The sequence below is a fragment of the Serratia sp. BIGb0234 genome, from assembly GCF_024809915.1.
GTDB classification, from domain to species: Bacteria; Pseudomonadota; Gammaproteobacteria; order Enterobacterales; family Enterobacteriaceae; genus Serratia; species Serratia liquefaciens.
Genome location: NZ_JANUEI010000005.1, coordinates 231496 through 253555, shown reverse-complemented (window position 1 = coordinate 253555; position 22060 = coordinate 231496). Strand labels below are relative to the sequence as shown.

Sequence of the window (22060 nt, the reverse complement as noted above, 5' to 3'; positions counted from 1 at the left end):
TGGCAGGCATGGCGCACCACAACGGGTAGATCCTGACAGGAATCGGCATGGCATCAAAACGCGACTGGCTGTTACAACAACTGGGTATTACGCAGTGGACATTGCGCCGCCCGGGCGTGTTGCAGGGCGAAGTAGCGGTCAGCCTGCCGCCCGAAGTGCGTTTGCTGATCGTAGCGCAGGCACTGCCTGAGCATAACGATCCGCTGTTTTGCGACGTGTTGCGCAGCCTGGGGTTGACCCCGGCGCAAACCTACGGCCTGACGCCGGATCAGGTGGCGATGCTGCCTGAAGATACCGAATGCAACAGTTGGCGGTTGGGCGTTGCGGAGCCGCTCGCGGTGGCCGGCGCACAGCTACACAGCCCGGCGCTGGCCGAGCTTTCTCTCGATGCGGGTGCCAAACGCGCACTCTGGCAGCAGATTTGTCATCATGAACAGTATTTCTACCCTGACCGCGGCCGATCTGGCCACGGCCTTCAAGATTGAGCAAGCCAGTCACGCCTTTCCCTGGACGCAAGCCACTTTTTCCAGCAATCAGGGCGATCGTTATCTTAACCTGAAACTGGACGCCGACGGGCAGATGGCGGGCTTTGCCATTACCCAGATCGTGCTGGATGAGGCCACGCTGTTCAACATCGCCATTCACCCCGACTGGCAGCGTCGCGGCTTTGGCCGTCAGTTGCTGGAAGCCTTGATTGCACAGTTGGAAACCCGTGGCGTGGTCACGTTGTGGCTGGAAGTGCGCGCCTCCAACCGTGCGGCGATTGCGTTGTATGAAGATCTCGGCTTTAACGAAGTGACCGTCCGCCGTAATTACTATCCGAGCGCCAATGGGCGTGAAGACGCCATCGTCATGGCACTGCCGCTGGCTTAGCCGGTGTCTTGGTTTTAACTTCTTCCCGCCGGGAAAAGCATTGATTGTCACCGGTTGACAAATCAGCGAAAATGCCCGGCTATTATCTTTTATTTACCGCTTTGCCTGGCGCCGTGCGCGGCGCGTTCTGATGCTTTCGCAGGGCGGACTAACTGTAGAATCTGAAAAACATGTCTCCTAGTGAATTTGCCCGCGAAGTCTCGAAAAGAAGAACTTTCGCCATCATCTCGCACCCCGATGCCGGTAAAACCACCATTACCGAAAAGGTGTTGCTGTTCGGACAGGCGATCCAAACCGCCGGTACGGTAAAAGGCCGTGGCTCAAACCAGCACGCCAAATCCGACTGGATGGAAATGGAAAAGCAACGTGGTATCTCAATCACCACCTCGGTGATGCAGTTCCCGTATCGCGAATGCCTGGTTAACCTGCTGGATACCCCAGGGCACGAAGACTTCTCCGAAGATACTTATCGTACCCTGACCGCCGTCGACTGCTGCCTGATGGTGATCGACGCCGCGAAAGGGGTTGAAGATCGTACCCGTAAGCTGATGGAAGTAACCCGTCTGCGCGATACGCCGATCCTGACCTTTATGAACAAATTGGACCGCGATATCCGCGATCCGATGGAAGTGATGGACGAAGTCGAGCGTGAGCTGAAAATTGCCTGCTCGCCTATCACCTGGCCTATCGGCTGCGGCAAGTTGTTTAAAGGGGTTTATCATCTGTACAAGGATGAAACCTACCTCTACCAGACCGGTAAAGGCCACACCATTCAGGAAGTACGCATTGTCAAAGGCCTGGATAACCCAGAGCTGGACGCCGCGGTGGGCGAAGATCTGGCCGCGCAGCTTCGTGAAGAGCTGGAGCTGGTGCAAGGCGCTTCGCACGAGTTCGATCATGAGGCCTTCCTGAGCGGCGATTTGACCCCGGTCTTCTTCGGTACCGCGCTGGGTAACTTCGGCGTGGATCACATGCTCGACGGTCTGGTCGCCTGGGCGCCGGCGCCGATGCCGCGCGATAGCAACACCCGTAAAGTGGTGGCTGCGGAAGAGAAATTCACCGGTTTCGTGTTCAAGATCCAGGCCAATATGGATCCAAAACACCGCGACCGCGTGGCCTTTATGCGCGTGGTGTCTGGCCGTTACGAAAAAGGCATGAAGCTGCGCCAGGTACGTACCGGTAAAGATGTGGTGATCTCCGACGCGCTGACCTTTATGGCGGGCGATCGTTCGCACGTGGAAGAAGCCTATCCGGGCGATATCATTGGCCTGCATAACCACGGCACCATTCAGATCGGCGATACCTTCACCCAGGGTGAAGACATGAAGTTCACCGGTATCCCGAACTTCGCACCGGAGCTGTTCCGCCGTATTCGTCTGCGCGATCCGTTGAAGCAAAAACAGCTGCTGAAGGGTCTGGTTCAGCTGTCCGAAGAAGGGGCGGTACAGGTCTTCCGTCCAATCGCCAACAACGACTTGATCGTGGGCGCGGTGGGTGTGCTGCAGTTCGACGTGGTAGTTGCGCGTCTGAAAAGCGAATACAACGTCGAAGCCTTGTACGAGTCGGTCAACGTCTCTACGGCGCGCTGGGTGGAATGCAGCGACGTGAAGAAATTCGAGGAGTTCAAGCGTAAGAACGAGCTTAACCTGGCGTTGGACGGCGGGGACAACCTGTCTTACATCGCGCCTACCATGGTTAACCTGAATCTGACGCAGGAACGCTATCCGGAAGTGGTGTTCCGCAAAACGCGCGAGCACTAACAGAACAGCAGGGCGCCTTAGGGCGCCCTGTGTTATATTGCGTCTCCCCATTCTGCTAATTAATAAATCTCCTTCACCAGTTTCGTCTCCCTCGCATCCGCCAGCATTTGCCCGGTCTTTCCTGTTTTTTCTGTCATATGGTCTATATTTAATAGGGCATCATTTAGCCAGTAAGCGTAATTCACTATTTTTTGCCGCGATAATAGCGAGTTATTCGGTAGTGTTGCCAATAAGAGACAGTGTGATGTTATTAATATCAATAACATAGCTATAACCTTGATTTAACGGACAGGTGTTGTCGTCAATAGGCGACAGTTTTTAGTTCGATTATTAATCAACTTTTATTTTGTTATTGATTTTTAATGATTTTTTAAAGTTGGCACAGCCGTTGCAATATTCCTGGTGTGGCAACAATCGTCTTAGCGTGAATGTTTGAACGTATAGAAATCGTGAAGTATTCACTGAGTGAGTCGCGTTATGGCGACTGAAGGGTCCGCAATCATTTTGGATCCATAACCAAAGGAAGAGATCGATGAAAAATACTAAATTTGCACAATCACTGATGGCTGTTGTTTTGGGTTCCGTTCTGGTTAGTGGCAGCGCGCTGGCTGAAGATACGCTGCTCAACAAAGCGTCGAGTGCCGCTGATAGCGCGGGTGCCAAAATCGATAGCTCCATGAAAAAAGTTGACGGCTACATGGATGACAGCGCAACAACGGCTAAAGTTAAAAGTGCGCTGGTGGATGACAAAACCATTACCAGCAGCGATATCTCGGTGAAAACGGAAAAAGGTACCGTCACCCTGAGCGGTTTTGTCGGCAGCCAGGCGCAGGCCGAGCATGCGGTTGAAGTGGCCGGTAAAGTGGAAGGCGTCAAATCCGTCAGCGACAAGCTGCACGTGAAAGACGAAAGCAAACAGTCCGTGAAGGCTTATGCCGGTGACACTGCGACCACCAGTGAACTGAAAGCCAAACTGCTGGCCGATGACATCGTGCCTTCACGCAACGTGAAAGTGGAAACCACTGATGGTGTGGTACAGCTTTCCGGTGAAGTGAAAACTCAGGCCCAGTCTGAGCGTGCAGAAAGCATCGCCAAAGCGATCGACGGCGTGAAAAGCGTTAAAAACGACCTGGTAGTTAAGCCGTAAGTTTTAGTACGAGCAACAATAAGCACCAAATCCTGGGTTGGCTGAAAGGTTAACCCAGGAAGCACCATCAAAAAAAGAAACTGACCGGCAACCTGGATGAGCCTGAAAAGGGCACAGGTTGCGATGTGTTTTTTCACTATGGTAAGGAGAAGCTTATGTTTCGTTGGGGCATTATCTTTTTAGTCATCGCACTGATTGCTGCTGCGTTAGGTTTCGGCTCTCTGGCGGGTACCGCCGCCTGGGCTGCAAAAATCGTCTTCGTCGTGGGGATCATTCTGTTCCTGGTCAGCCTGTTTACCGGCCGCCGACGTCCATAGGCTGCGTCCCGCAATAGGTCGTGGCGCCGTCGCAGACCCAAAAAGCCCGTAATCAAGGCGGAGGGTGATGAGCATAGTGGGCCTACGTTCAAGCCCGACAACGCGGAGTACGGGCTTTTTGGGGCGCGACCCGAAGGGCTGGGGCCATTTGAACGCGCCCCTGTGTTACGAGCCGTTTATTTGGCCCACCAAACCTCACGACCCGTGCCTTGTTGCGCGTCCAAATGACCGCCAGCGGAGCTCACGCACTATTACGGGACACAGCCTTGTTTCTCTCAAAGTGTAACAAAGCTTAATTCCTTTTCTCACCCCAGGGAGGTCAGTCATGAATAGCGACATCATCCTCGGACGCTGGAAACAGTTGAAGGGCCGGGTGTGTCAGGCATTGGCGGAGTGGTCCGACAATGACTGCATCTGGCTGATGGGAAGCAATGACTGCCTCTCTGGCATACTGCAAGAGGATTACGGAAGAGAGCAAGACGAGGTATCCTCGGGTAAAACGTCTCACTGAGGATGCAGGGTTGGGATACAGAATACCCATCACGCTCGGCAATATAGAACCGCTGGCGTATAAACCTTACCGGCCCGGCAAAATGGCGCTGGTATGTGAAGGGGGCGGGCAGCGCGGCATTTTTACCGCCGGCGTGCTGGACGAGTTTCAGCGTGCCCGCTTTAATCCTTTTGATCTGATGATCGGCACTTCTGCCGGCGCGCAAAATCTCTCGGCCTTTATTTGTGGCCAGATGGGCTATGCGCGGCGGGTGATCACCCGTTACACCACCTCCGCTGAATTCTTTAACCCGCTGCGCTTTGTGCGTGGCGGGCATTTGATCGATCTCGACTGGCTGATCGACACTACGTCGCAACAGCTGCCGCTGGCAATGGACGTGGCGGAAAAACACCTGATCGATGGCCGTGAATTCCTGATGTGCGCCTGCCGCAGCGATGACTTTGAACCCACTTACCTGCCGGCGCAGCGTGCCAGCTGGTTGCCGGCGATCAAGGCATCCAGCGCCATTCCGGGTTTTTACCGTATGGGCGTGGATTTGGACGGCGTCAGCTATCAGGACGGTGGCATCAGCGATGCGATCCCAGTCGAAGAGGCCTATCGCCGTGGCGCGGACACCATCGTGGTGATCCGTACCGTGCCTTCGCAGATGTATTACACCCCGCAGTGGATGAAGCGCATGGAGCACTGGCTGAGCGAAAGCAGCCTGCAGCAGATGGTGCGCATCCTTCAACACCACGAACAAAGCTATCACCGCATTCAGCAATTCATTGAGAAGCCGCCCGGCAAGCTGCGCATCTTTGAAATTTTCCCGCCGAAGCCGCTGGCCAGCAATGCCTTGGGCAGCCGGCTGACGTCGCTCAATCAGGATTATCATCTGGGGCGCCGCTGCGGGCGCTATTTCCTGGCGACCGTCGGGCACTGGCTGGTCGAGCAGGACAAACTGGACGGTATGAAGGTGAAAAAGGCGCTGTCGCGCCGTTTGATCCAGCCTGAGAATGTCGTTATGCCTTCGCCGATCATCACCGACGTGGCACACCCGCGCGAACTTTCCACGCAGCCGGAGCCCAATCTGGCCGCGAGAGAGATTATTTTGCCGGGTGACGTACCCCCGGGTGAAGGGGGGTTGCTGTGACCCCAGATTTCACCGATACCCACTGCCACTTCGATTTCCCGCCGTTCAGCGGGCAGGAGCTTGAAAGCCTGGCGTTGGCCGAACGGGCGGGCGTAAGGCGAATTATCGTGCCGACGGTAACTGCCGACCGCTTTGCGCGGGTGGTAAAACTGGCGCGCGACTATCCGCCGTTGTTCGCAGCCCTAGGGCTGCACCCGCTGTATATTGCCCAGCATCAGGAAGCGGAGCTTGAACAGTTGGCGGGTTTTCTGGCCAGCCGACCTCAGAAGCTGGTGGCGGTGGGGGAGATTGGTCTGGATCTGTATATGGAGAACCCGCAGTTCGAACGGCAACAGCGGGTATTGAAGGCCCAGTTGAAACTGGCTAAAGAACACGATCTGCCGGTGATCCTGCATTCCCGCCGCAGCCACGATCAGCTGGCGGCAATGCTGCGTCGTAGCGAAGTGCCACGCCGTGGCGTCGTACATGGTTTTGCCGGTAGCCTGTCGCAGGCGCAGGCGTTTATCCGCCTGGGCTATTACATTGGCGTGGGGGGCACCATCAGCTATGAGCGGGCGCAGAAAACCCGTAGCGTGATGGCTCAATTGCCGTTGACCTCCTTGCTGTTGGAAACCGATGCGCCGGACATGCCGCTGGCCGGTTACCAGGGGCAGCCCAACCGCCCTGAACGTGCCGCCGAAGTTTTCCAGGAACTGTGCCGCTTGCGCCCCGAGTCAGCCGAGGATATTGCCGCCCAGTTGCAACACAACACTCACGCCCTGTTTACCCTTTAGGTGTCTAACCCGCCATAACTGTGATGATGCTCACGTTATAAGATTTTCATTTGCTTCCTGTTGTATGCATTTGTGACATAAATCGGTACGAGGGGTACCTCGCTCCGTATAATCGCTCCCCGAAATTACTCTAAAGCAGCCCCGTGTTCCTCTCTGACAGGGATGCATTTCTTTTTCGCAACAGGGATACTTTGCATGCAACTCATCATGAGCCTGGTCGGCATGGCGGTGCTGATCGCCATTGCGGTGCTGCTCTCCAGCAACCGCCGCGCGATTAACCTGCGCACCGTTATTTGGGCATTTGTTCTTCAGGTCGCCATCGGCGCGCTGGTGCTGTACGTTCCAGTTGGTCGCGCGATTCTCGGCGGCATGTCGGCGGGCGTGGCTAACGTGATCGCCTACGGCAACCAGGGGATCTCCTTCATCTTCGGTGGCCTGGTTTCCGACAAGATGTTTGAAGTCTTCGGCGGCGGCGGTTTTGTGTTCGCGCTGCGCGTACTGCCGGTGATCGTGTTCTTCTCCTCGCTGATTGCGGTACTGTATTACCTCGGTATCATGCAATTGGTGATCCGCGTGTTGGGCGGTGGCTTGCAAAAGCTGCTGGGTACCTCACGGACCGAATCACTGTCGGCGACCGCCAATATTTTCGTCGGCCAAACCGAGGCCCCGCTGGTGGTGCGCCCGTATATCGCCACCATGACCCAGTCTGAGCTGTTTACCGTGATGTGCGGTGGCCTGGCCTCGGTAGCCGGTTCCGTATTGGCAGGTTATGCCCAGATGGGGGTGCCGCTGGAATACCTGATCGCCGCTTCATTTATGGCTGCTCCGGGTGGCTTGCTGTTCGCCAAGCTGATGGTGCCGGAAACCGAAAAAACCCACGATAAAGACGACGCGATGAAATTGATCGCAGAAGATGAACGCCCGGCCAACGTGATCGATGCGGCAGCTTCAGGTGCGGCTTCCGGCATGCAGCTGGCGCTGAACGTCGGCGCGATGCTGTTGGCGTTTATCGCGTTGATCGCTTTGCTGAACGGCATTCTTGGCGGTGTCGGCGGCTGGTTCGATTATCCGCAGCTGTCGCTGGAACTGATACTTGGCTGGGTATTCTCACCGATCGCCTTCCTGATCGGCGTGCCTTGGCATGAAGCGATGGCGGCCGGCTCGTTTATTGGCCAGAAGATTATCGTTAACGAATTCGTCGCCTACATGAACTTCGGTGCTTATCTGCGTCCGGACGACGTGGTGGCGGCAGAAGGGCTGCAGGTGCTGTCGGCGCACACCAAGGCGATCATCTCCTTTGCGCTGTGCGGCTTTGCCAACCTGTCGTCGGTGGCGATCCTGCTCGGTGGTCTGGGCAGCATGGCGCCGAACCGTCGTCATGACATCGCGCGCTTCGGCCTGAAAGCCGTGGCTGCGGGTACGCTCTCCAACCTGATGAGTGCGACCATCGCCGGGTTCTTCCTGGCGCTGTAACCCCGGTTCTGTCCTGTGATAGCGCCGCGAGCCCTATTGCAGGACACCGCCTATACTCTAAGACGGGCGCAGCGTGCCGTGCCCGCGTCCGTTTCTTTAGCGAATTTGTGAACGATATCGCGTTATTTTGTGATGTTCTTCACATATAATTCCGGCCTGTTACAGTGTTATTTCATATAGTGTGACCCTGAGCGCGAATTGCCCCCGGCGATCGTGTTCAAATAGCTATTACTGACCCTGCGCGATGCGAAGGGTTATGTGCGGTGAGAAGGATCTCAGTTGCCGCGGTGGGAACCCGTTCCCCAGCGCTATCTTCAAGGAACCAAGTCCGCTCGCCAACACCCAGGTACTCAGTTGGAGAGTTTTATGACCGAATTAACCGCAGCAGCGCAACGTGCGCTGACCTTAATGGATTTGACCACGCTGAACGACGATGACACCGATGAAAAAGTGATCGCGCTGTGTCGTCAGGCCAATAGCCCGGCCGGCCATACGGCGGCCATCTGTATTTACCCGCGTTTTATCCCGGTGGCGCGCAAGGCTCTGCGTGAGCAGGGGACGCCGGACATCCGCATTGCGACCGTCACCAATTTCCCGCATGGCAATGACGATATTGAAATCGCGCTGGCGGAAACGCGCGCGGCTATCGCCTATGGCGCCGATGAGGTGGACGTGGTGTTCCCTTACCGCGCGCTGCTCGCCGGTAACGAGCAGGTGGGTTTTGAACTGGTCAAACAGTGCAAGCAGGCTTGCCAGGCCGCCAACGTGCTGTTGAAAGTGATCATTGAAACCGGTGAGCTCAAGCAGGCCAGTCTGATCCGTAAAGCATCGGAAATCGCCATCAACGCCGGCGCTGACTTTATCAAAACCTCTACCGGTAAAGTGCCGGTCAACGCGACGCTCGAAAGCGCCGAGCTGATGATGTCGGTGATCCGCGATCTTGGCGTTGCCAAAACGGTGGGCTTCAAGCCGGCCGGTGGCGTACGCACAGCGGAAGACGCGCTGCATTATCTGCAACTTGCCGATCGTATTCTGGGCGAAGGTTGGGCCGATGCGCGTCATTTCCGCTTCGGGGCTTCCAGTCTGTTAGCCAGCCTGCTGACGACGCTGGGCCACAGTGCCGGGCAGTCCGGCAGCGGTTACTGAACGATTACGTCGGCAAGGCGAGATAATCGCCGGCCTGCACTCTACTCTAGCTAAAACAGGGGGACGCTTTGTTCCTGGCCCAAGAAATTATCCGTAAGAAACGTGACGGTCAGCCGTTGAGCGAAGCAGAAATTCGCTTTTTCATCAATGGTATCCGTGACAACGTCGTTTCAGAAGGTCAAATTGCCGCGCTGGCGATGACCATTTATTTCCACGATATGACCATGCCGGAGCGCGTGGCGCTGACCATGGCAATGCGTGATTCCGGTACCGTGCTGGACTGGAAAAGCCTGTCACTGAACGGGCCACTGGTCGACAAGCACTCCACCGGCGGCGTGGGCGATGTCACTTCGCTGATGCTGGGCCCGATGGTGGCGGCTTGCGGCGGCTATGTGCCGATGATCTCAGGCCGTGGTTTGGGCCATACCGGCGGTACGCTGGACAAGCTGGAAGCGATCCCGGGCTTTAATATCTTCCCGGACGACAATGCCTTCCGCAAAATTATACAGGACGTGGGCGTGGCGATTATCGGCCAAACCAGCTCGCTGGCACCGGCGGACAAACGCTTCTACGCGACCCGTGATATCACTGCTACCGTAGATTCCATTCCGCTGATCACCGCCTCTATTCTGGCGAAGAAGCTGGCGGAAGGCCTGGATGCGTTGGTGATGGACGTCAAAGTCGGTTCCGGTGCCTTTATGCCAACCTACGCACTGTCGGCCGATTTGGCGCAGGCGATTGTTGGCGTGGCCAACGGCGCCGGCTGCAAAACCACCGCGCTGCTGACCGACATGAACCAGGTGCTGGCCTCCAGCGCCGGTAACGCCGTGGAAGTTCGCGAAGCCGTGCGCTTCCTGACCGGCGAATACCGCAACCCGCGCCTGCTGGAAGTGACGATGGCGCTGTGCGTGGAAATGCTGCTTTCCGGTGGCCTGGCGAAAGATGATGCCGATGCGCGTGCCAAACTGCAGGCAGTGCTGGACAATGGTAAAGCGGCAGAAGTGTTTGGCCGTATGGTCGCTGCACAGCAGGGCCCGACCGATTTCGTCGAGCGCTACGACAGCTATCTGCCTGCCGCAACCCTCAGCAAGCCGGTTTACGCTGAGAAAAAAGGTATCATCAGTGCAATGGATACCCGTGCATTGGGCATGGCGGTGGTGTCCCTGGGCGGCGGTCGTCGCCGTGCAACCGACAGCATCGACTACAGCGTGGGTCTGACTGAGATGGCGCGCCTGGGCGACAAAGTGGATACCCAGCAGCCGCTGGCGGTGATCCATGCCAACGACGAAGAGACTTGGCAGCAGGCGGCCGAAGCGGTACGCAGTGCGATGGTGCTGAGCGACAAAGCGCCGGAAGTGACGCCAGTAGTCTATAAGCGCATCACGGAATAATTAACGAATCAGGAGCGGCAGCGGCCTTTTCGCTGTCGCCCACAGCGTGAAAACACGCAGGAGAGCATGATGAAACGTACATTTATTATGGTATTAGACTCATTCGGTATTGGCGCGAGCGAAGATGCCGAGCGTTTTGGCGACAAGGGTTCCGACACTCTGGGTCACATCGCCGAGGTCTGCGCGCGCGGTGAAGCCAACGTTGGTCGTCAGGGCCCGTTGACGCTGCCTAACCTGAGCCGTCTGGGCCTGGGCAAGGCCGCGGAAGAATCCACCGGCACCTTCCCGCAAGGGTTGGATCGCAACGCGGACATCATCGGCGCCTATGCTTACGCCAGCGAACTCTCTTCCGGTAAAGATACGCCGTCAGGCCACTGGGAAATCGCCGGCGTGCCGGTACTGTTCGATTGGGGCTATTTCAGCGACGAACACAACAGCTTCCCGCAGGAGCTGCTGGACAAGCTGGTCGAGCGCGCTAACCTGCCGGGCTACCTCGGTAACTGCCACTCATCCGGCACCGTGATCCTCGACCAACTGGGCGAAGAGCACATGAAAACCGGCAAGCCGATTTTCTACACCTCTGCCGACTCGGTATTCCAGATCGCCTGCCACGAAGAGACCTTCGGCCTGGATCGTCTGTATGAACTCTGTGAAATCGCCCGTGAAGAGCTGACCGAAGGCGGTTACAACATTGGCCGCGTGATCGCTCGTCCATTCCTGGGCGACAAGCCGGGCAACTTCCAGCGTACTGGTAACCGTCACGATCTGGCCGTAGAGCCACCGGCGCCAACCGTGCTGAAAAAGCTGGTGGACGAGAAGGGCGGCGAAGTGGTGTCGATCGGTAAAATTGCCGATATCTACGCCAACGTGGGCATCACCAAAAAGGTCAAGGCTACCGGCATCGACGCGCTTTTCGACGCAACCGTGACCGAAATGGAAAAAGCCGGTGACAACACCATCGTGTTCACCAACTTCGTTGATTTTGACTCCTCTTACGGCCACCGCCGCGACGTTGCGGGCTATGCCGCTGCGCTGGAGCTGTTCGACCGCCGTCTGCCGGAACTGCTGAAACTGGTGAAAGATGAAGATATCATTATCTTCACCGCTGACCACGGCTGCGACCCGACCTGGCCGGGCACCGACCACACCCGTGAGCACATTCCGGTCCTGATTTACGGTCCGAAAGTGAAACCAGGTTCGTTGGGCCACCGTGAAACCTTCGCCGACATCGGCCAGACAGTAGCCAGCTACTTTGGCGTGTCACCGATGGATTACGGTAAATCCATGCTCTAAGCCCCGTATTTCAAGCCGCAGCGTTGTTGCTACGCGCCTGGCTGCAACTCGAAATTCAAGGCTTAGATGTTTGATGTTTTTATTAAATATGATTTCTGAAGGAAGATAATTATGGCTACGCCGCACATTAATGCTGAAATGGGTGATTTCGCTGACGTAGTACTGATGCCGGGCGATCCGCTGCGTGCAAAATACATCGCGGAAACTTTCCTGGAAGGCGCGGTGGAAGTGAACAACGTGCGTGGCATGCTGGGCTTCACCGGTACCTACAAGGGCCGCAGAATCTCCGTAATGGGCCACGGTATGGGTATCCCATCCTGCTCCATCTATGCGCGTGAACTGATTGCCGAATTCGGCGTGAAGAAAATCATCCGTGTGGGTTCTTGCGGCGCGGTGCGTGACGATATCAAACTGCGTGACGTGGTGATTGGTATGGGTGCTTGCACCGATTCCAAAGTAAACCGTCTGCGTTTCAAGGATCACGACTACGCGGCAATCGCCGACTTCGATATGGTGCGTAATGCCGTAGACGCGGCAGCAGCGCAGGGTATCCCGGCGCGTGTGGGCAACATCTTCTCCGCTGATCTGTTCTATACGCCGGATCCGGATATGTTCCAGGTGATGAAGAAGTACGGCATCCTGGGCGTGGAAATGGAAGCGGCCGGTATCTACGGCGTGGCGGCTGAGCTGTTCGAAGAGTTCGGTTCCAAGGCACTGACCATTTGTACCGTCTCCGACCACATTCTGCGTCATGAAGCGACCACCGCTGCAGAGCGTCAAACCACCTTTAATGAAATGATCATTATCGCGCTGGAATCTGTGCTGCTGGGCGACAAAGCCTAATCATACTGCGGGCGCAGCGTTCTGCTGCGCCCCAGCTAATCTATTCATCGTGCTCCCCTCATTTTCTTGAAATGCTTTACCTTATAGGTAATTAGCGCTATTACTCTATTCATCAATCTATTCACTCCTCTATTCATCTATGACCAGCCTCGAGCAAGTTCTGCGTAAGGGGCCCGCCGCGTCGAAAGCACTCACCGATGCGCTGAGTATCAGCCAACCGACGCTGTCGCGCCGTATCCATGCGTTGGCGGAAGCTGTGCTGACTATGGGTAAAGGCCGAGCCACTCGCTATGCCTTGCGCAGGGCCGTGGGGGGAGACGTATTTTCCACTCTATCAGGTGGATGAGCAGGGCACAGCATGAGTTGATCAGCGAGGCATTCCGTAGTCTTGCCGACCAGATGTTGATGCAGGTTCAAGGGTTGAATGAACACATCCAGCGCATGGCTTAAAGCAAGCCTAGGGCATCTTCTCTTCTTTCTTATCTTCCGGCTTTTCGTCATCGTCATCTTCCACCGTATTGCCTTCCTCCAACGGCGTGTTGGCGGTTAACAGGTACGGGGACTGCTGCCAGCGGCTGCGGCGGTGCTGCAACAGCGTACGGGCCAGGATGATGCCGATGGCCAGCGCCAGCAAAATCATCAGGCGCAGCAGGTTGGTGGTGTTATCCACCTGTTTGGATTCGGTCGCCAGCACGTGGGTGTCCAGCGTGATGCGGATAAAGCCGATCGGCCCGTCTTTGTTCTCAATGGGTTCAACCAGCTGATGATTGAAGTAGCTGCCGGCGCGTTTACCGTCAAGCGACAGGCGATCGCGTATACTTATCTGCTCACCGGCGTGGGAAACCAGGGAGCCGTCCAACTGATAGACGCTGGCGTCCAAAATGCGGCTGTGGTCGGTGAGCTGTTTGAGGATGGCGTCGATGCGTTGGTTGTCGACGTCGCTGTCGTCATCCATCAGGGGGGCCAGGCTGGATGCCACCTGTTTGGTCAGCGTTTGCGCCAGTTCTTCCACCTGTTCGGATCGCGCCAATTGGTGACTCAGGCTAAAATAGGAAGCGCCCTGCATCAACAGCACCAGCAAAGCCAGGCAAATCAGGATAATAGCGGTGCGGTGCAGGCGGAATTTCAGTTTAGCGCGGGCCATGCAGGTTCCTTGGGCATCTTGGACACTTTATGTTGCCAGAAGCAATGGCGATAGGATAGCTTGATGCGTCGTTTTATCATGCAGTGTTTTTTCAGGAGTTAAGGATGTCGAATAGTCTGACCTATTGCGATCTCCCGGCTGAGATCTCTCAATGGCCGGGTCTTCCCCTTTCGCTGAGCGGTGACGAAGTGATGCCGCTGGATTATCGGGCGGGTCATACCGGTTGGCTATTATATGGCAGAGAACTGAACAAAACGCGCATTACCGATTTCCAGCGCAAGCTGGGCGCGGCGATGGTGATCGTCACTGCCTGGTGCGTAGAGGATTATCAGGTGGTGCGTCTGGCGGGCACGCTGACGGCACGCGCCAAAACGCTGGCGGCGGAGAGCGGGCTGGACGTGGCGCCGCTGGGCAAGATCCCCCACCTGCGCACCCCCGGGTTGCTGGTGATGGATATGGACTCCACCGCGATTGAAATTGAATGCATCGACGAGATTGCCAAACTGGCGGGCGTCGGTGAGCAGGTGTCGGAAGTGACCGAACGCGCGATGCGCGGCGAGCTGGACTTTACCGCCAGCCTGCGTCAGCGCGTCGGTACGCTGAAAGGCGCCGATGCCAATATCCTCAAGCAGGTGCGTGACGAGCTGCCGCTGATGTCCGGGCTGACCAACCTGGTGCGCAAGCTGCAGGCGATGGACTGGCACGTGGCGATTGCCTCCGGCGGCTTCACCTACTATGCCGAGTATCTGCGTGACAGACTGAAGCTGGTGGCGGTGGTGGCTAACGAGCTGGAGATCCGCGACGGCAAGTTGACCGGCGAGGTGCTGGGACCGGTGGTGGACGCGCAGTTCAAAGCCGATACGCTGGTAGCGCTGGCGGAAAAACTGGGTATTCCACCGCAGCAAACTGTCGCTATCGGCGACGGCGCCAACGATTTGAAAATGATGCAGGTTGCCGGGTTGGGCATTGCCTATCACGCCAAACCGAAAGTGTATGAGAAGGCGCAGGTGTCGATTCGCCATGCCGATCTTATGGGCGTGCTGTGCGTGTTGACCGGCAGCCTGAAACACGAAGTACGCTAAAGTAGGCCCCTGACCCGGCGATGACGCCCGTCAGCGGCAATGTGGTAATAAAGCAGAGGTAATACGTGGCAAAAGCAGCAAAACGGGCGTTTGTATGTAATGAGTGCGGCGCAGATTATCCGCGCTGGCAGGGGCAGTGCAGCGCTTGCCACGCCTGGAACAGCATTACAGAAGTGCGTCTGGCTGCCGTGTCTTCCTCTTCTCGCAACGAGCGTCTGAGCGGCTACGCCGGCGATGCCGGTATCAGCAAGGTACAAAAGCTGTCGGACATCAGCCTGGAAGAGCTGCCGCGTTTTTCCACCGGTTTCCTCGAGTTTGACCGCGTGCTGGGCGGCGGGGTGGTTCCGGGCAGTGCGATCCTGATCGGCGGTAACCCCGGCGCAGGTAAAAGTACCTTGCTGCTGCAGGTGCTGTGCAAACTGTCCGAGCAGATGAAAACCCTGTACGTCACCGGTGAGGAATCACTGCAGCAGGTCGCGATGCGCGCCCATCGCCTCGGTTTGCCGACCGGCGGCCTGAATATGCTGTCGGAAACCAGCATCGAACAGATCTGCCTGATCGCCGAGCAGGAACAGCCGAAGCTGATGGTGATCGACTCCATTCAGGTGATGCACATGGCGGATATTCAATCTTCGCCGGGTAGCGTTGCGCAGGTACGTGAAACGGCGGCTTATCTGACGCGTTTCGCCAAGACGCGCGGCGTGGCGATTGTCATGGTCGGTCACGTCACCAAAGACGGTTCCCTGGCCGGGCCGAAAGTATTGGAACACTGCATCGACTGTTCGGTGCTGCTGGACGGCGACGGCGATTCACGTTTTCGTACCCTGCGCAGCCATAAAAACCGCTTTGGTGCGGTGAATGAGCTGGGCGTGTTCGCCATGACCGAGCAGGGCCTGCGTGAGGTCAGCAACCCGTCTGCCATCTTCCTCAGCCGTGGCGATGAGGTCACCTCCGGCAGTTCGGTGATGGTGGTTTGGGAAGGTACGCGGCCGTTGCTGGTGGAAATTCAGGCGCTGGTGGATCATTCCATGATGTCTAACCCGCGGCGAGTGGCGGTCGGCCTGGAGCAAAACCGATTGGCGATCCTGTTGGCGGTGCTGCATCGGCATGGCGGATTGCAGATGTCCGATCAGGACGTGTTCGTTAACGTGGTCGGTGGGGTGAAGGTCAGTGAAACCAGCGCCGATTTGGCGTTGCTGATGTCGTTGGTGTCCAGCCTGCGTGACCGCCCATTGCCGAACGATTTGGTGGTGTTTGGCGAAGTGGGGCTGGCGGGGGAGATCCGTCCGGTACCGAGCGGTCAGGAACGGATTTCCGAAGCGGCGAAACACGGCTTCAAGCGTGCCATCGTGCCGCACGCTAACGTGCCGAAAAAACCGCCGGCCAATATGCAGGTGTTTGGCGTGAAGAAACTGGCGGATGCGCTGGACGTGTTGGAACAGTTTTATTAATTGCCACGCGGTACGCAGATTATGCTATTTTGTTTAGCATACTAAACGGAGGGGCTATGCGGCAATTCGATTACCTGAAGGCGTCGATTAAGCAAAAGAACTGCACTCTGCAGCAGGTGGCGGATGCCAGTGGCATGACCAAAGGCTATCTTAGCCAGCTGTTAAACGACAAAATCAAAAGCCCTAGCGCCCAGAAGCTGGAGGCGCTGCACCGTTACCTTGGGCTTGAGTTCCCACGCCGTGAGAAAAAGGTCGGCGTGGTGTTTGGTAAATTTTACCCTCTGCACACCGGTCATATTTACCTGATCCAGCGAGCCTGTAGCCAGGTGGATGAGTTGCACGTGATCCTGTGTCACGATGAACCGCGCGATCGGGAGCTGTTCGACAACAGCTCGATGTCGCAACAGCCGACGGTCAGCGATCGTCTGCGCTGGCTGCTGCAAACCTTCAAGTATCAGAAAAACATTCATATTCACTCGTTTGACGAACAGGGCATCGAGCCCTATCCGCACGGCTGGAACGTGTGGAGTGACGGGGTGAAAGCTTTTCTGGAGCAAAAGGCCATAGTGCCGAGCTTTATCTATTCCAGTGAAGCACAGGATGCTCCGCGCTATCGCGAACATCTGGGCATTGAAACCATTCTGATCGATCCCGAACGTTCATTTATGAACATCAGCGGCCGCCAAATCCGCCAGGATCCGTTCCGCTATTGGGACTATATCCCGACCGAAGTGAAGCCGTTTTTTGTACGCACCGTGGCTATCCTCGGCGGCGAGTCGAGCGGGAAATCGACCCTGGTCAATAAGCTGGCGAACATCTTCAACACTACCAGCGCCTGGGAATATGGCCGCGACTACGTGTTCTCACACCTCGGCGGGGATGAGATGGCGCTCCAGTATTCCGACTATGACAAAATCGCCCTGGGCCAGGCGCAGTACGTCGATTTTGCGGTGAAATACGCCAATAAAGTGGCGTTTATCGATACCGACTTCGTGACCACTCAGGCGTTCTGCAAAAAGTACGAAGGACGCGAGCACCCCTTTGTACAGGCGTTGATCGACGAGTACCGCTTTGATCTGGTGATCCTGCTGGAGAATAATACCCCATGGGTGGCGGATGGGTTGCGCAGCCTGGGCAATCCCAACGATCGCAAGGCATTCCAGTATTTGCTGGAAGAGATGCTGCGGGCCAACAACATTGAATACGTCCATGTAGAGTCCAGCGATTACGACGAGCGCTTCCTGCGCTGCGTAGAACTGGTCAAACAGCTGCTGGCGGCCGATGCCAGCCGCCTGGTTGGCGTTGCAGTCTAAGCCTGCGGGGCGCAGGCTGCGCCCCGTCGGTCATCAGTAAACAATCACCAGTTTTCCCTGCATATGTCCGTCGAGCAGTTTTTGATGCGCGGCGGTCAGCGTCGGCACCGTTAGCCCTTGCATCGTTTCGCTCAGGGTGGTGCTCAGCCTCCCTTCATCCAGCAGTTGCGCCACTTGCTTGAGGATCTCGCCCTGCTGAGCGATATCTGGCGTGTTGAACATACTGCGGGTAAACATCAATTCCCAGTGCAGCGCGGCGCTTTTCAGCTTCAGTGCGCTCTGGTCCAACGGCTGGGCGTTTTCCACGATGGTGCAGATATGTCCCATCGGCGCGATCAGATCGGAGATGGCTTGCCAGTGGCCGTCGGTATCGTTCAGGCACAGAATATAATCCACGTTCTCAATGCCCTGTTGCGCCAGGTTAGCTTTCAGATCGCGGTAGTCCACCACCAGATCGGCACCCCGTTCCAGACACCAGGCCGCCGACTCGGGACGAGAGGCGGTCGCAATCACCTTCACCTGACTGCGCTGTGCCGCAAACGGGATCGCCAGCGAACCAACACCACCGGCGCCGCCGATGATCAACAGAGTTTTCCCCGGTGCCGCATCCTGAATTTTCAGATGTTCGAACAGTGCTTCCCAGGCAGTCAGTGCAGTCAGCGGCATGGCGGCAGACTCGGCCCAGTTCAGGCTGCGAGGCTTGTGAGCAGTAATACGTGAATCGATCAATTGTTGGGTGCTGTTGCTGCCCGGGCGAGTGATATCACCGGCGTACCAAACCTCATCGCCGGGTTTGAAGCCGCTGACGCTGCTGCCCACTTCAACCACGACGCCGCTGGCGTCCCAACCGAGAATGCGTGGCTGCTGCAGGCCGCTTTTTTGCAGGCCGGCATGGACCTTGGTATCCACCGGGTTGACCGACACCGCTTTCACTTCCACCAACAGATCGTACTGACCCGGCGTGGGTTTTTCCGGGCTGATCTCTATGAAGGCGGCGGGGTTTTTCGGGTCTACGGCAATGGCTTTAATCGGCATGACTGTGCTCCTTTCGAATGAATAACCTCAGTGTAGACCTCTTGAGAGGGAGTGATAAGATGGACAATAACTAACTAAGTGTTCGTTTGAGGTGAACAATGAGGTTTAAGCAGCTGCAGGATATGGCGCTGTTTGCACTGGTGGCCGAGTGCGGCAGTTTTACCGCCGCCGCCAAACGCGCCGCTTTGCCGAAGTCCAGCGTCAGCCAGCGCATCAGCCAGTTGGAACAGACGCTGGGCCTGCGCTTGCTGAACCGTACCACCCGCCAGCTCAACCTGACCTTTGCCGGCGAACGCTATCTGGAACACTGCCAGGAGATGCTGAATGCTGCCGAACGCGCCGATTTTGCGCTGCAACGGCTGCGTGACAACCCGAGTGGTCGGTTGCGCATCTCAACCCCTGCCGGGCTGGGGGCGACGTTGCTGGCGCGGCTGGCGGCGGATTTTCAGCGCCAATACCCGGACGTGTCACTGGAGGTGTCGGTATCCGATGCGATGGTGGATATGGTGCAGGACGGATTTGACGCCGCATTACGCACCGGCAAACCGCAGGACTCCTCGCTGATTGGCCGGCGTTTGGGGCATGCGCCGCGCTATTTGCTGGCATCGTCGGCATATCTGGCGCAGTACCCGCCGATCCTGCATCCGCAACAGTTGCAGCAGCACCGCTGCATCGCGCATCGTTCCTGGCCCGCATGGAATCTGCGCCGGGGCGATGAGTATTTTCGCTGGCAACTGCCGACGCTGCATATCACCGATAATCTGCTGTACGCGCGCGAATGTGCGATTTACGGCGCGGGTATTACTTTGTTGCCGGCATTTCTCAGCCGCGAGGTAGTGGCGCAAAAACAGCTGGTGGAGGTGTTGCCGGAATGGCAGGCGGAAGGCAATGAACTCTATCTGGTTTATCCCAGTCGCAAGCTCAATTCCCCGGCGCTGGCCTGTTTTATTGACGTGGTGTTGCAACACCCGGTATTTGACGATTATGCCCGCGAGCTGGCGCGGGAATAAAAAAAGGCGCCGCATGCGGCGCCTTTCGGATTACTTGGCGATTCTCTTGTACTTGATACGGTGCGGCTCAAGCGCTTCGGCGCCCAGCGTACGTTTCTTGTACTCTTCGTATTCGGTGAAGTTACCTTCGAAGAACTCGACGTTACCTTCATCCTGGTAATCCAGAATGTGGGTAGCAATACGGTCGAGGAACCAACGGTCGTGCGAGATAACCATCGCGCAGCCCGGGAACTCCAACAGGGCGTTTTCCAGCGCGCGCAGGGTTTCAATATCCAGGTCGTTGGTCGGTTCGTCGAGCAGCAGTACGTTGCCGCCAACCTGCAGCAGCTTGGCCAGGTGCAGACGACCGCGCTCACCGCCGGACAGTTCGCCCACGCGCTTGCCCTGATCGACGCCTTTGAAGTTAAAGCGACCGACGTAAGCACGGCTTGGCATTTCGGTGTTGCCGATACGCATGATGTCCTGGCCGCCGGAGACTTCTTCCCAAACGGTTTTTGAATTGTCCATGCTGTCACGGAACTGATCGACCGACGCCAGCTTGACGGTGTCACCCAGCACGATGCTGCCGGAATCAGGCTGTTCCTGACCGGACATCATGCGGAACAGCGTGGATTTACCGGCGCCGTTCGGGCCGATAATGCCGACAATCGCGCCCTTCGGCACGGCGAAGGAGAGATCGTCAATCAGCACGCGGTCGCCGTAGGACTTGCGCAGGTTGCTGACTTCAACCACTTTATCGCCCAGGCGTGCGCCAGGTGGAATAAAGAGTTCGTTGGTTTCGTTACGCTTTTGGTATTCGGTGCTGTTCAGCTCTTCAAAGCGGGCCAAACGTGCCTTGCCTTTGGACTGACGGCCTTTAGCGCCCTGACGCACCCACTCCAGCTCTTTCTCGATGGATTTGCGGCGTGCGGCTTCGGAAGAGGCTTCCTGCGCCAGACGTGCGTCTTTCTGCTCCAGCCAGGAAGAGTAGTTGCCTTCCCACGGGATGCCTTCGCCGCGGTCCAGCTCGAGGATCCAGCCGGCCACGTTGTCGAGGAAGTAACGGTCGTGGGTGATCGCCACAACGGTTCCTTCGAAGTCGTGCAGGAAGCGTTCCAGCCAGGCCACGGATTCCGCATCCAGGTGGTTGGTCGGTTCGTCCAGCAGCAGCATGTCCGGTTTTTCCAGCAGCAGGCGGCACAGCGCGACACGGCGACGTTCACCACCGGACAGGTTGGCGATTTTTGCGTCCCATTCCGGCAGGCGCAACGCATCGGCGGCGCGCTCAAGCTGGGTATTCAGGTTGTGGCCATCATGGGCCTGAATGATTTCTTCCAGACGGCCCTGTTCAGCGGCCAGCTTGTCGAAGTCCGCGCCTTCTTCAGCGTACAGCGCGTACACTTCATCAAGACGTTTCAGGGCACCGACCACTTCCGCCAGCGCTTCTTCGACCGACTCGCGGACGGTGTGCTCCAGATTCAGCTGCGGTTCCTGAGGCAGGTAGCCGATTTTGATCCCTTGCTGCGGGCGAGCTTCACCTTCGATATCGGTGTCGATGCCGGCCATGATGCGCAACAGAGTGGATTTACCCGAGCCGTTCAGACCCAGCACGCCGATTTTGGCGCCAGGGAAGAAGCTCAGTGAGATGTTTTTCAGAATATGACGCTTCGGCGGAACCACTTTGCCGACGCGGTGCATGGTATAGACGTATTGAGCCACGGTGCTCTAGCCTCTCTATATCAGTTTTTATAGGATGTCTGGCTGCGGAGTGTAGCCCGTTTCGAAAGCGGATCCCAGACATCACTCAGCGATCGCTAAGTATAACCGGTTATGCGCCCGTGAAGGCGCATATTGGTCGCTTAAGGAGTGACGACGATCGCGACGCGGCGGTTTTCCGCCCGGCCGCTGGAGGTGCGGTTATCGGCGACCGGGTCGCGTTTTCCCATGCCGCGAGTTTCGATGTTAGCGCGTGGGATGCCTACGCTGGCCAGCAGGTCGGCCACCGCATTGGCGCGGCGCAGCGAGAGCTGGTCGTTATAGCTGTCTTCACCGTAATTATCCGTGTGACCGTCCAGACGGAATTTGGTGATGCCGACGCTCATCAGTGCACGGCCCATTTTCTGTACCGTGTCGGTGCTTTCCGGGTTCAGCTTGCCCACGTTGTTGCCGAACAGCACCTTGTCGGACAGGCCAAATTCCCAGCCGTTATCCGTCAGTTTGAACCCTTGCGACTGCAACAGGGCAATCTGCTCGGGCGTCAGGCCCTGCGGCTTGCTCTGACAGCCGGCGAGCGCCAGCAGGGCGATAAACATCATCGTCAGCAGTGAAAAACGGTTTTTTAGTGTTTGCTGTATCATAATCAAATCCCTAGTTTTATTTTATAGCCG

General features: G+C 57.0%; 22 protein-coding genes. 18 read left to right on the top strand and 4 right to left on the bottom strand.

Features of this window, described 5'->3' with window-relative positions; translation table 11 throughout:
• Positions 1-47: 47 nt before the first annotated feature.
• The 14 genes from M2407_RS19165 to M2407_RS19100 all read left to right on the top strand — a co-directional run bounded on the left by M2407_RS19165 (position 48) and on the right by M2407_RS19100 (position 13005).
• Positions 48-485 (top strand): DNA polymerase III subunit psi, encoded by a 438-nt coding sequence (locus M2407_RS19165; protein ID WP_020825107.1) that lies wholly within the window; start codon positions 48-50, stop codon positions 483-485.
• Positions 430-873: a ribosomal protein S18-alanine N-acetyltransferase gene (gene rimI / locus M2407_RS19160; protein WP_020825108.1), complete on the top strand. Its 444-nt coding sequence runs from the start codon at positions 430-432 to the stop codon at positions 871-873. Before M2407_RS19165 ends, rimI begins: the two co-directional genes overlap by 56 nt.
• A 170-nt stretch (positions 874-1043) precedes the next feature.
• Positions 1044-2633, top strand: a complete 1590-nt coding sequence (gene prfC, locus M2407_RS19155; protein WP_020825109.1) for a peptide chain release factor 3 — start codon at positions 1044-1046, stop codon at positions 2631-2633.
• Positions 2634-3165: 532 nt separating this feature from the next.
• Positions 3166-3780 (top strand): molecular chaperone OsmY, encoded by a 615-nt coding sequence (osmY, locus tag M2407_RS19150; protein ID WP_020825110.1) that lies wholly within the window; start codon positions 3166-3168, stop codon positions 3778-3780.
• 155 nt (positions 3781-3935) lie between these two features.
• A complete protein-coding gene (locus tag M2407_RS19145) occupies positions 3936-4097 on the top strand; it encodes a DUF1328 domain-containing protein (protein ID WP_004857650.1) in 162 nt (53 codons plus the stop codon).
• Between the two features lie 325 nt (positions 4098-4422).
• A complete protein-coding gene (locus M2407_RS19140; RefSeq protein WP_020825111.1) occupies positions 4423-4608 on the top strand; it encodes a hypothetical protein in 186 nt (61 codons plus the stop codon).
• A 10-nt stretch (positions 4609-4618) separates the two neighbouring features.
• Positions 4619-5740, top strand: coding sequence for a patatin family protein (locus M2407_RS19135; protein ID WP_041414172.1), 1122 nt, complete (start codon positions 4619-4621; stop codon positions 5738-5740).
• Positions 5737-6513 (top strand): TatD family hydrolase, encoded by a 777-nt coding sequence (locus tag M2407_RS19130; protein ID WP_115060173.1) that lies wholly within the window; start codon positions 5737-5739, stop codon positions 6511-6513. The genes M2407_RS19135 and M2407_RS19130 overlap by 4 nt, the downstream gene beginning before the upstream one ends.
• Positions 6514-6708: 195 nt before the next feature.
• Positions 6709-7986, top strand: coding sequence for a NupC/NupG family nucleoside CNT transporter (locus tag M2407_RS19125; protein ID WP_048762894.1), 1278 nt, complete (start codon positions 6709-6711; stop codon positions 7984-7986).
• 366 nt (positions 7987-8352) lie between these two features.
• The gene (gene deoC, locus M2407_RS19120; RefSeq protein ID WP_259218924.1) at positions 8353-9132 is read left to right on the top strand and encodes a deoxyribose-phosphate aldolase; all 780 of its coding nucleotides are present in this window, start codon (positions 8353-8355) and stop codon (positions 9130-9132) included.
• Between the two features lie 68 nt (positions 9133-9200).
• Positions 9201-10523 (top strand): thymidine phosphorylase, encoded by a 1323-nt coding sequence (deoA, locus tag M2407_RS19115; RefSeq protein ID WP_046374560.1) that lies wholly within the window; start codon positions 9201-9203, stop codon positions 10521-10523.
• Between the two features lie 69 nt (positions 10524-10592).
• Positions 10593-11816, top strand: coding sequence for a phosphopentomutase (gene deoB, locus M2407_RS19110; protein WP_020825117.1), 1224 nt, complete (start codon positions 10593-10595; stop codon positions 11814-11816).
• 111 nt (positions 11817-11927) lie between these two features.
• Positions 11928-12659: a purine-nucleoside phosphorylase gene (deoD, locus tag M2407_RS19105; RefSeq protein ID WP_020825118.1), complete on the top strand. Its 732-nt coding sequence runs from the start codon at positions 11928-11930 to the stop codon at positions 12657-12659.
• 139 nt (positions 12660-12798) lie between these two features.
• Positions 12799-13005, top strand: coding sequence for a hypothetical protein (locus tag M2407_RS19100; RefSeq protein WP_259218923.1), 207 nt, complete (start codon positions 12799-12801; stop codon positions 13003-13005).
• Positions 13006-13116: 111 nt separating this feature from the next.
• On the opposite strand, the gene M2407_RS19095 is transcribed toward M2407_RS19100, so the two are convergent.
• Positions 13117-13803: a YtjB family periplasmic protein gene (locus M2407_RS19095; RefSeq protein ID WP_048762896.1), complete on the bottom strand. Its 687-nt coding sequence runs from the start codon at positions 13801-13803 to the stop codon at positions 13117-13119.
• Positions 13804-13907: 104 nt separating this feature from the next.
• Between M2407_RS19095 and serB the strand changes: the two genes are divergently transcribed.
• From serB to nadR, 3 genes are all read left to right on the top strand, one after another.
• Positions 13908-14885, top strand: a complete 978-nt coding sequence (gene serB / locus M2407_RS19090; protein WP_020825122.1) for a phosphoserine phosphatase — start codon at positions 13908-13910, stop codon at positions 14883-14885.
• Positions 14886-14950: 65 nt separating this feature from the next.
• On the top strand, positions 14951-16336 hold the full coding sequence (gene radA, locus M2407_RS19085) for a DNA repair protein RadA (protein WP_259218921.1): 1386 nt from the start codon (positions 14951-14953) through the stop codon (positions 16334-16336).
• A gap of 56 nt (positions 16337-16392) precedes the next feature.
• On the top strand, positions 16393-17649 hold the full coding sequence (nadR, locus tag M2407_RS19080; RefSeq protein ID WP_020825124.1) for a multifunctional transcriptional regulator/nicotinamide-nucleotide adenylyltransferase/ribosylnicotinamide kinase NadR: 1257 nt from the start codon (positions 16393-16395) through the stop codon (positions 17647-17649).
• Between the two features lie 33 nt (positions 17650-17682).
• On the opposite strand, the gene M2407_RS19075 is transcribed toward nadR, so the two are convergent.
• Positions 17683-18684, bottom strand: a complete 1002-nt coding sequence (locus M2407_RS19075) for a zinc-binding alcohol dehydrogenase family protein (protein WP_259218920.1) — start codon at positions 18682-18684, stop codon at positions 17683-17685.
• Positions 18685-18782: 98 nt separating this feature from the next.
• Here M2407_RS19075 and M2407_RS19070 point away from each other — a divergent pair, with 98 nt between their 5' ends.
• Entirely contained in the window at positions 18783-19694 is a 912-nt protein-coding gene (locus M2407_RS19070; RefSeq protein ID WP_020825126.1) for a LysR family transcriptional regulator, read from the top strand.
• A 30-nt stretch (positions 19695-19724) separates the two neighbouring features.
• Here M2407_RS19070 and ettA read toward each other — a convergent pair whose 3' ends face one another.
• Entirely contained in the window at positions 19725-21392 is a 1668-nt protein-coding gene (ettA, locus tag M2407_RS19065; RefSeq protein ID WP_041414175.1) for an energy-dependent translational throttle protein EttA, read from the bottom strand.
• Positions 21393-21532: 140 nt separating this feature from the next.
• The gene (locus M2407_RS19060) at positions 21533-22030 is read right to left on the bottom strand and encodes an OmpA family protein (protein ID WP_020825128.1); all 498 of its coding nucleotides are present in this window, start codon (positions 22028-22030) and stop codon (positions 21533-21535) included.
• Positions 22031-22060: the final 30 nt, after the last annotated feature.

Excerpts from the sequence above, each read along its gene's own strand:
- M2407_RS19070 (WP_020825126.1), top strand. The coding sequence starts at position 18,783 with ATGAGGTTTAAGCAGCTGCAGGATATGGCGCTGTTTGCACTGGTGGCC.
- M2407_RS19095 (WP_048762896.1), bottom strand. The coding sequence starts at position 13,803 with ATGGCCCGCGCTAAACTGAAATTCCGCCTGCACCGCACCGCTATTATC.
- M2407_RS19100 (WP_259218923.1), top strand. The coding sequence starts at position 12,799 with ATGACCAGCCTCGAGCAAGTTCTGCGTAAGGGGCCCGCCGCGTCGAAA.
- serB (WP_020825122.1), top strand. The coding sequence starts at position 13,908 with ATGTCGAATAGTCTGACCTATTGCGATCTCCCGGCTGAGATCTCTCAA.
- deoC (WP_259218924.1), top strand. The coding sequence starts at position 8,353 with ATGACCGAATTAACCGCAGCAGCGCAACGTGCGCTGACCTTAATGGAT.
- nadR (WP_020825124.1), top strand. The coding sequence starts at position 16,393 with ATGCGGCAATTCGATTACCTGAAGGCGTCGATTAAGCAAAAGAACTGC.
- deoB (WP_020825117.1), top strand. The coding sequence starts at position 10,593 with ATGAAACGTACATTTATTATGGTATTAGACTCATTCGGTATTGGCGCG.
- rimI (WP_020825108.1), top strand. The coding sequence starts at position 430 with ATGAACAGTATTTCTACCCTGACCGCGGCCGATCTGGCCACGGCCTTC.
- M2407_RS19075 (WP_259218920.1), bottom strand. The coding sequence starts at position 18,684 with ATGCCGATTAAAGCCATTGCCGTAGACCCGAAAAACCCCGCCGCCTTC.
- prfC (WP_020825109.1), top strand. The coding sequence starts at position 1,044 with ATGTCTCCTAGTGAATTTGCCCGCGAAGTCTCGAAAAGAAGAACTTTC.
- deoD (WP_020825118.1), top strand. The coding sequence starts at position 11,928 with ATGGCTACGCCGCACATTAATGCTGAAATGGGTGATTTCGCTGACGTA.
- osmY (WP_020825110.1), top strand. The coding sequence starts at position 3,166 with ATGAAAAATACTAAATTTGCACAATCACTGATGGCTGTTGTTTTGGGT.
- M2407_RS19145 (WP_004857650.1), top strand. The coding sequence starts at position 3,936 with ATGTTTCGTTGGGGCATTATCTTTTTAGTCATCGCACTGATTGCTGCT.
- M2407_RS19140 (WP_020825111.1), top strand. The coding sequence starts at position 4,423 with ATGAATAGCGACATCATCCTCGGACGCTGGAAACAGTTGAAGGGCCGG.
- M2407_RS19165 (WP_020825107.1), top strand. The coding sequence starts at position 48 with ATGGCATCAAAACGCGACTGGCTGTTACAACAACTGGGTATTACGCAG.
- M2407_RS19125 (WP_048762894.1), top strand. The coding sequence starts at position 6,709 with ATGCAACTCATCATGAGCCTGGTCGGCATGGCGGTGCTGATCGCCATT.
- M2407_RS19060 (WP_020825128.1), bottom strand. The coding sequence starts at position 22,030 with ATGATACAGCAAACACTAAAAAACCGTTTTTCACTGCTGACGATGATG.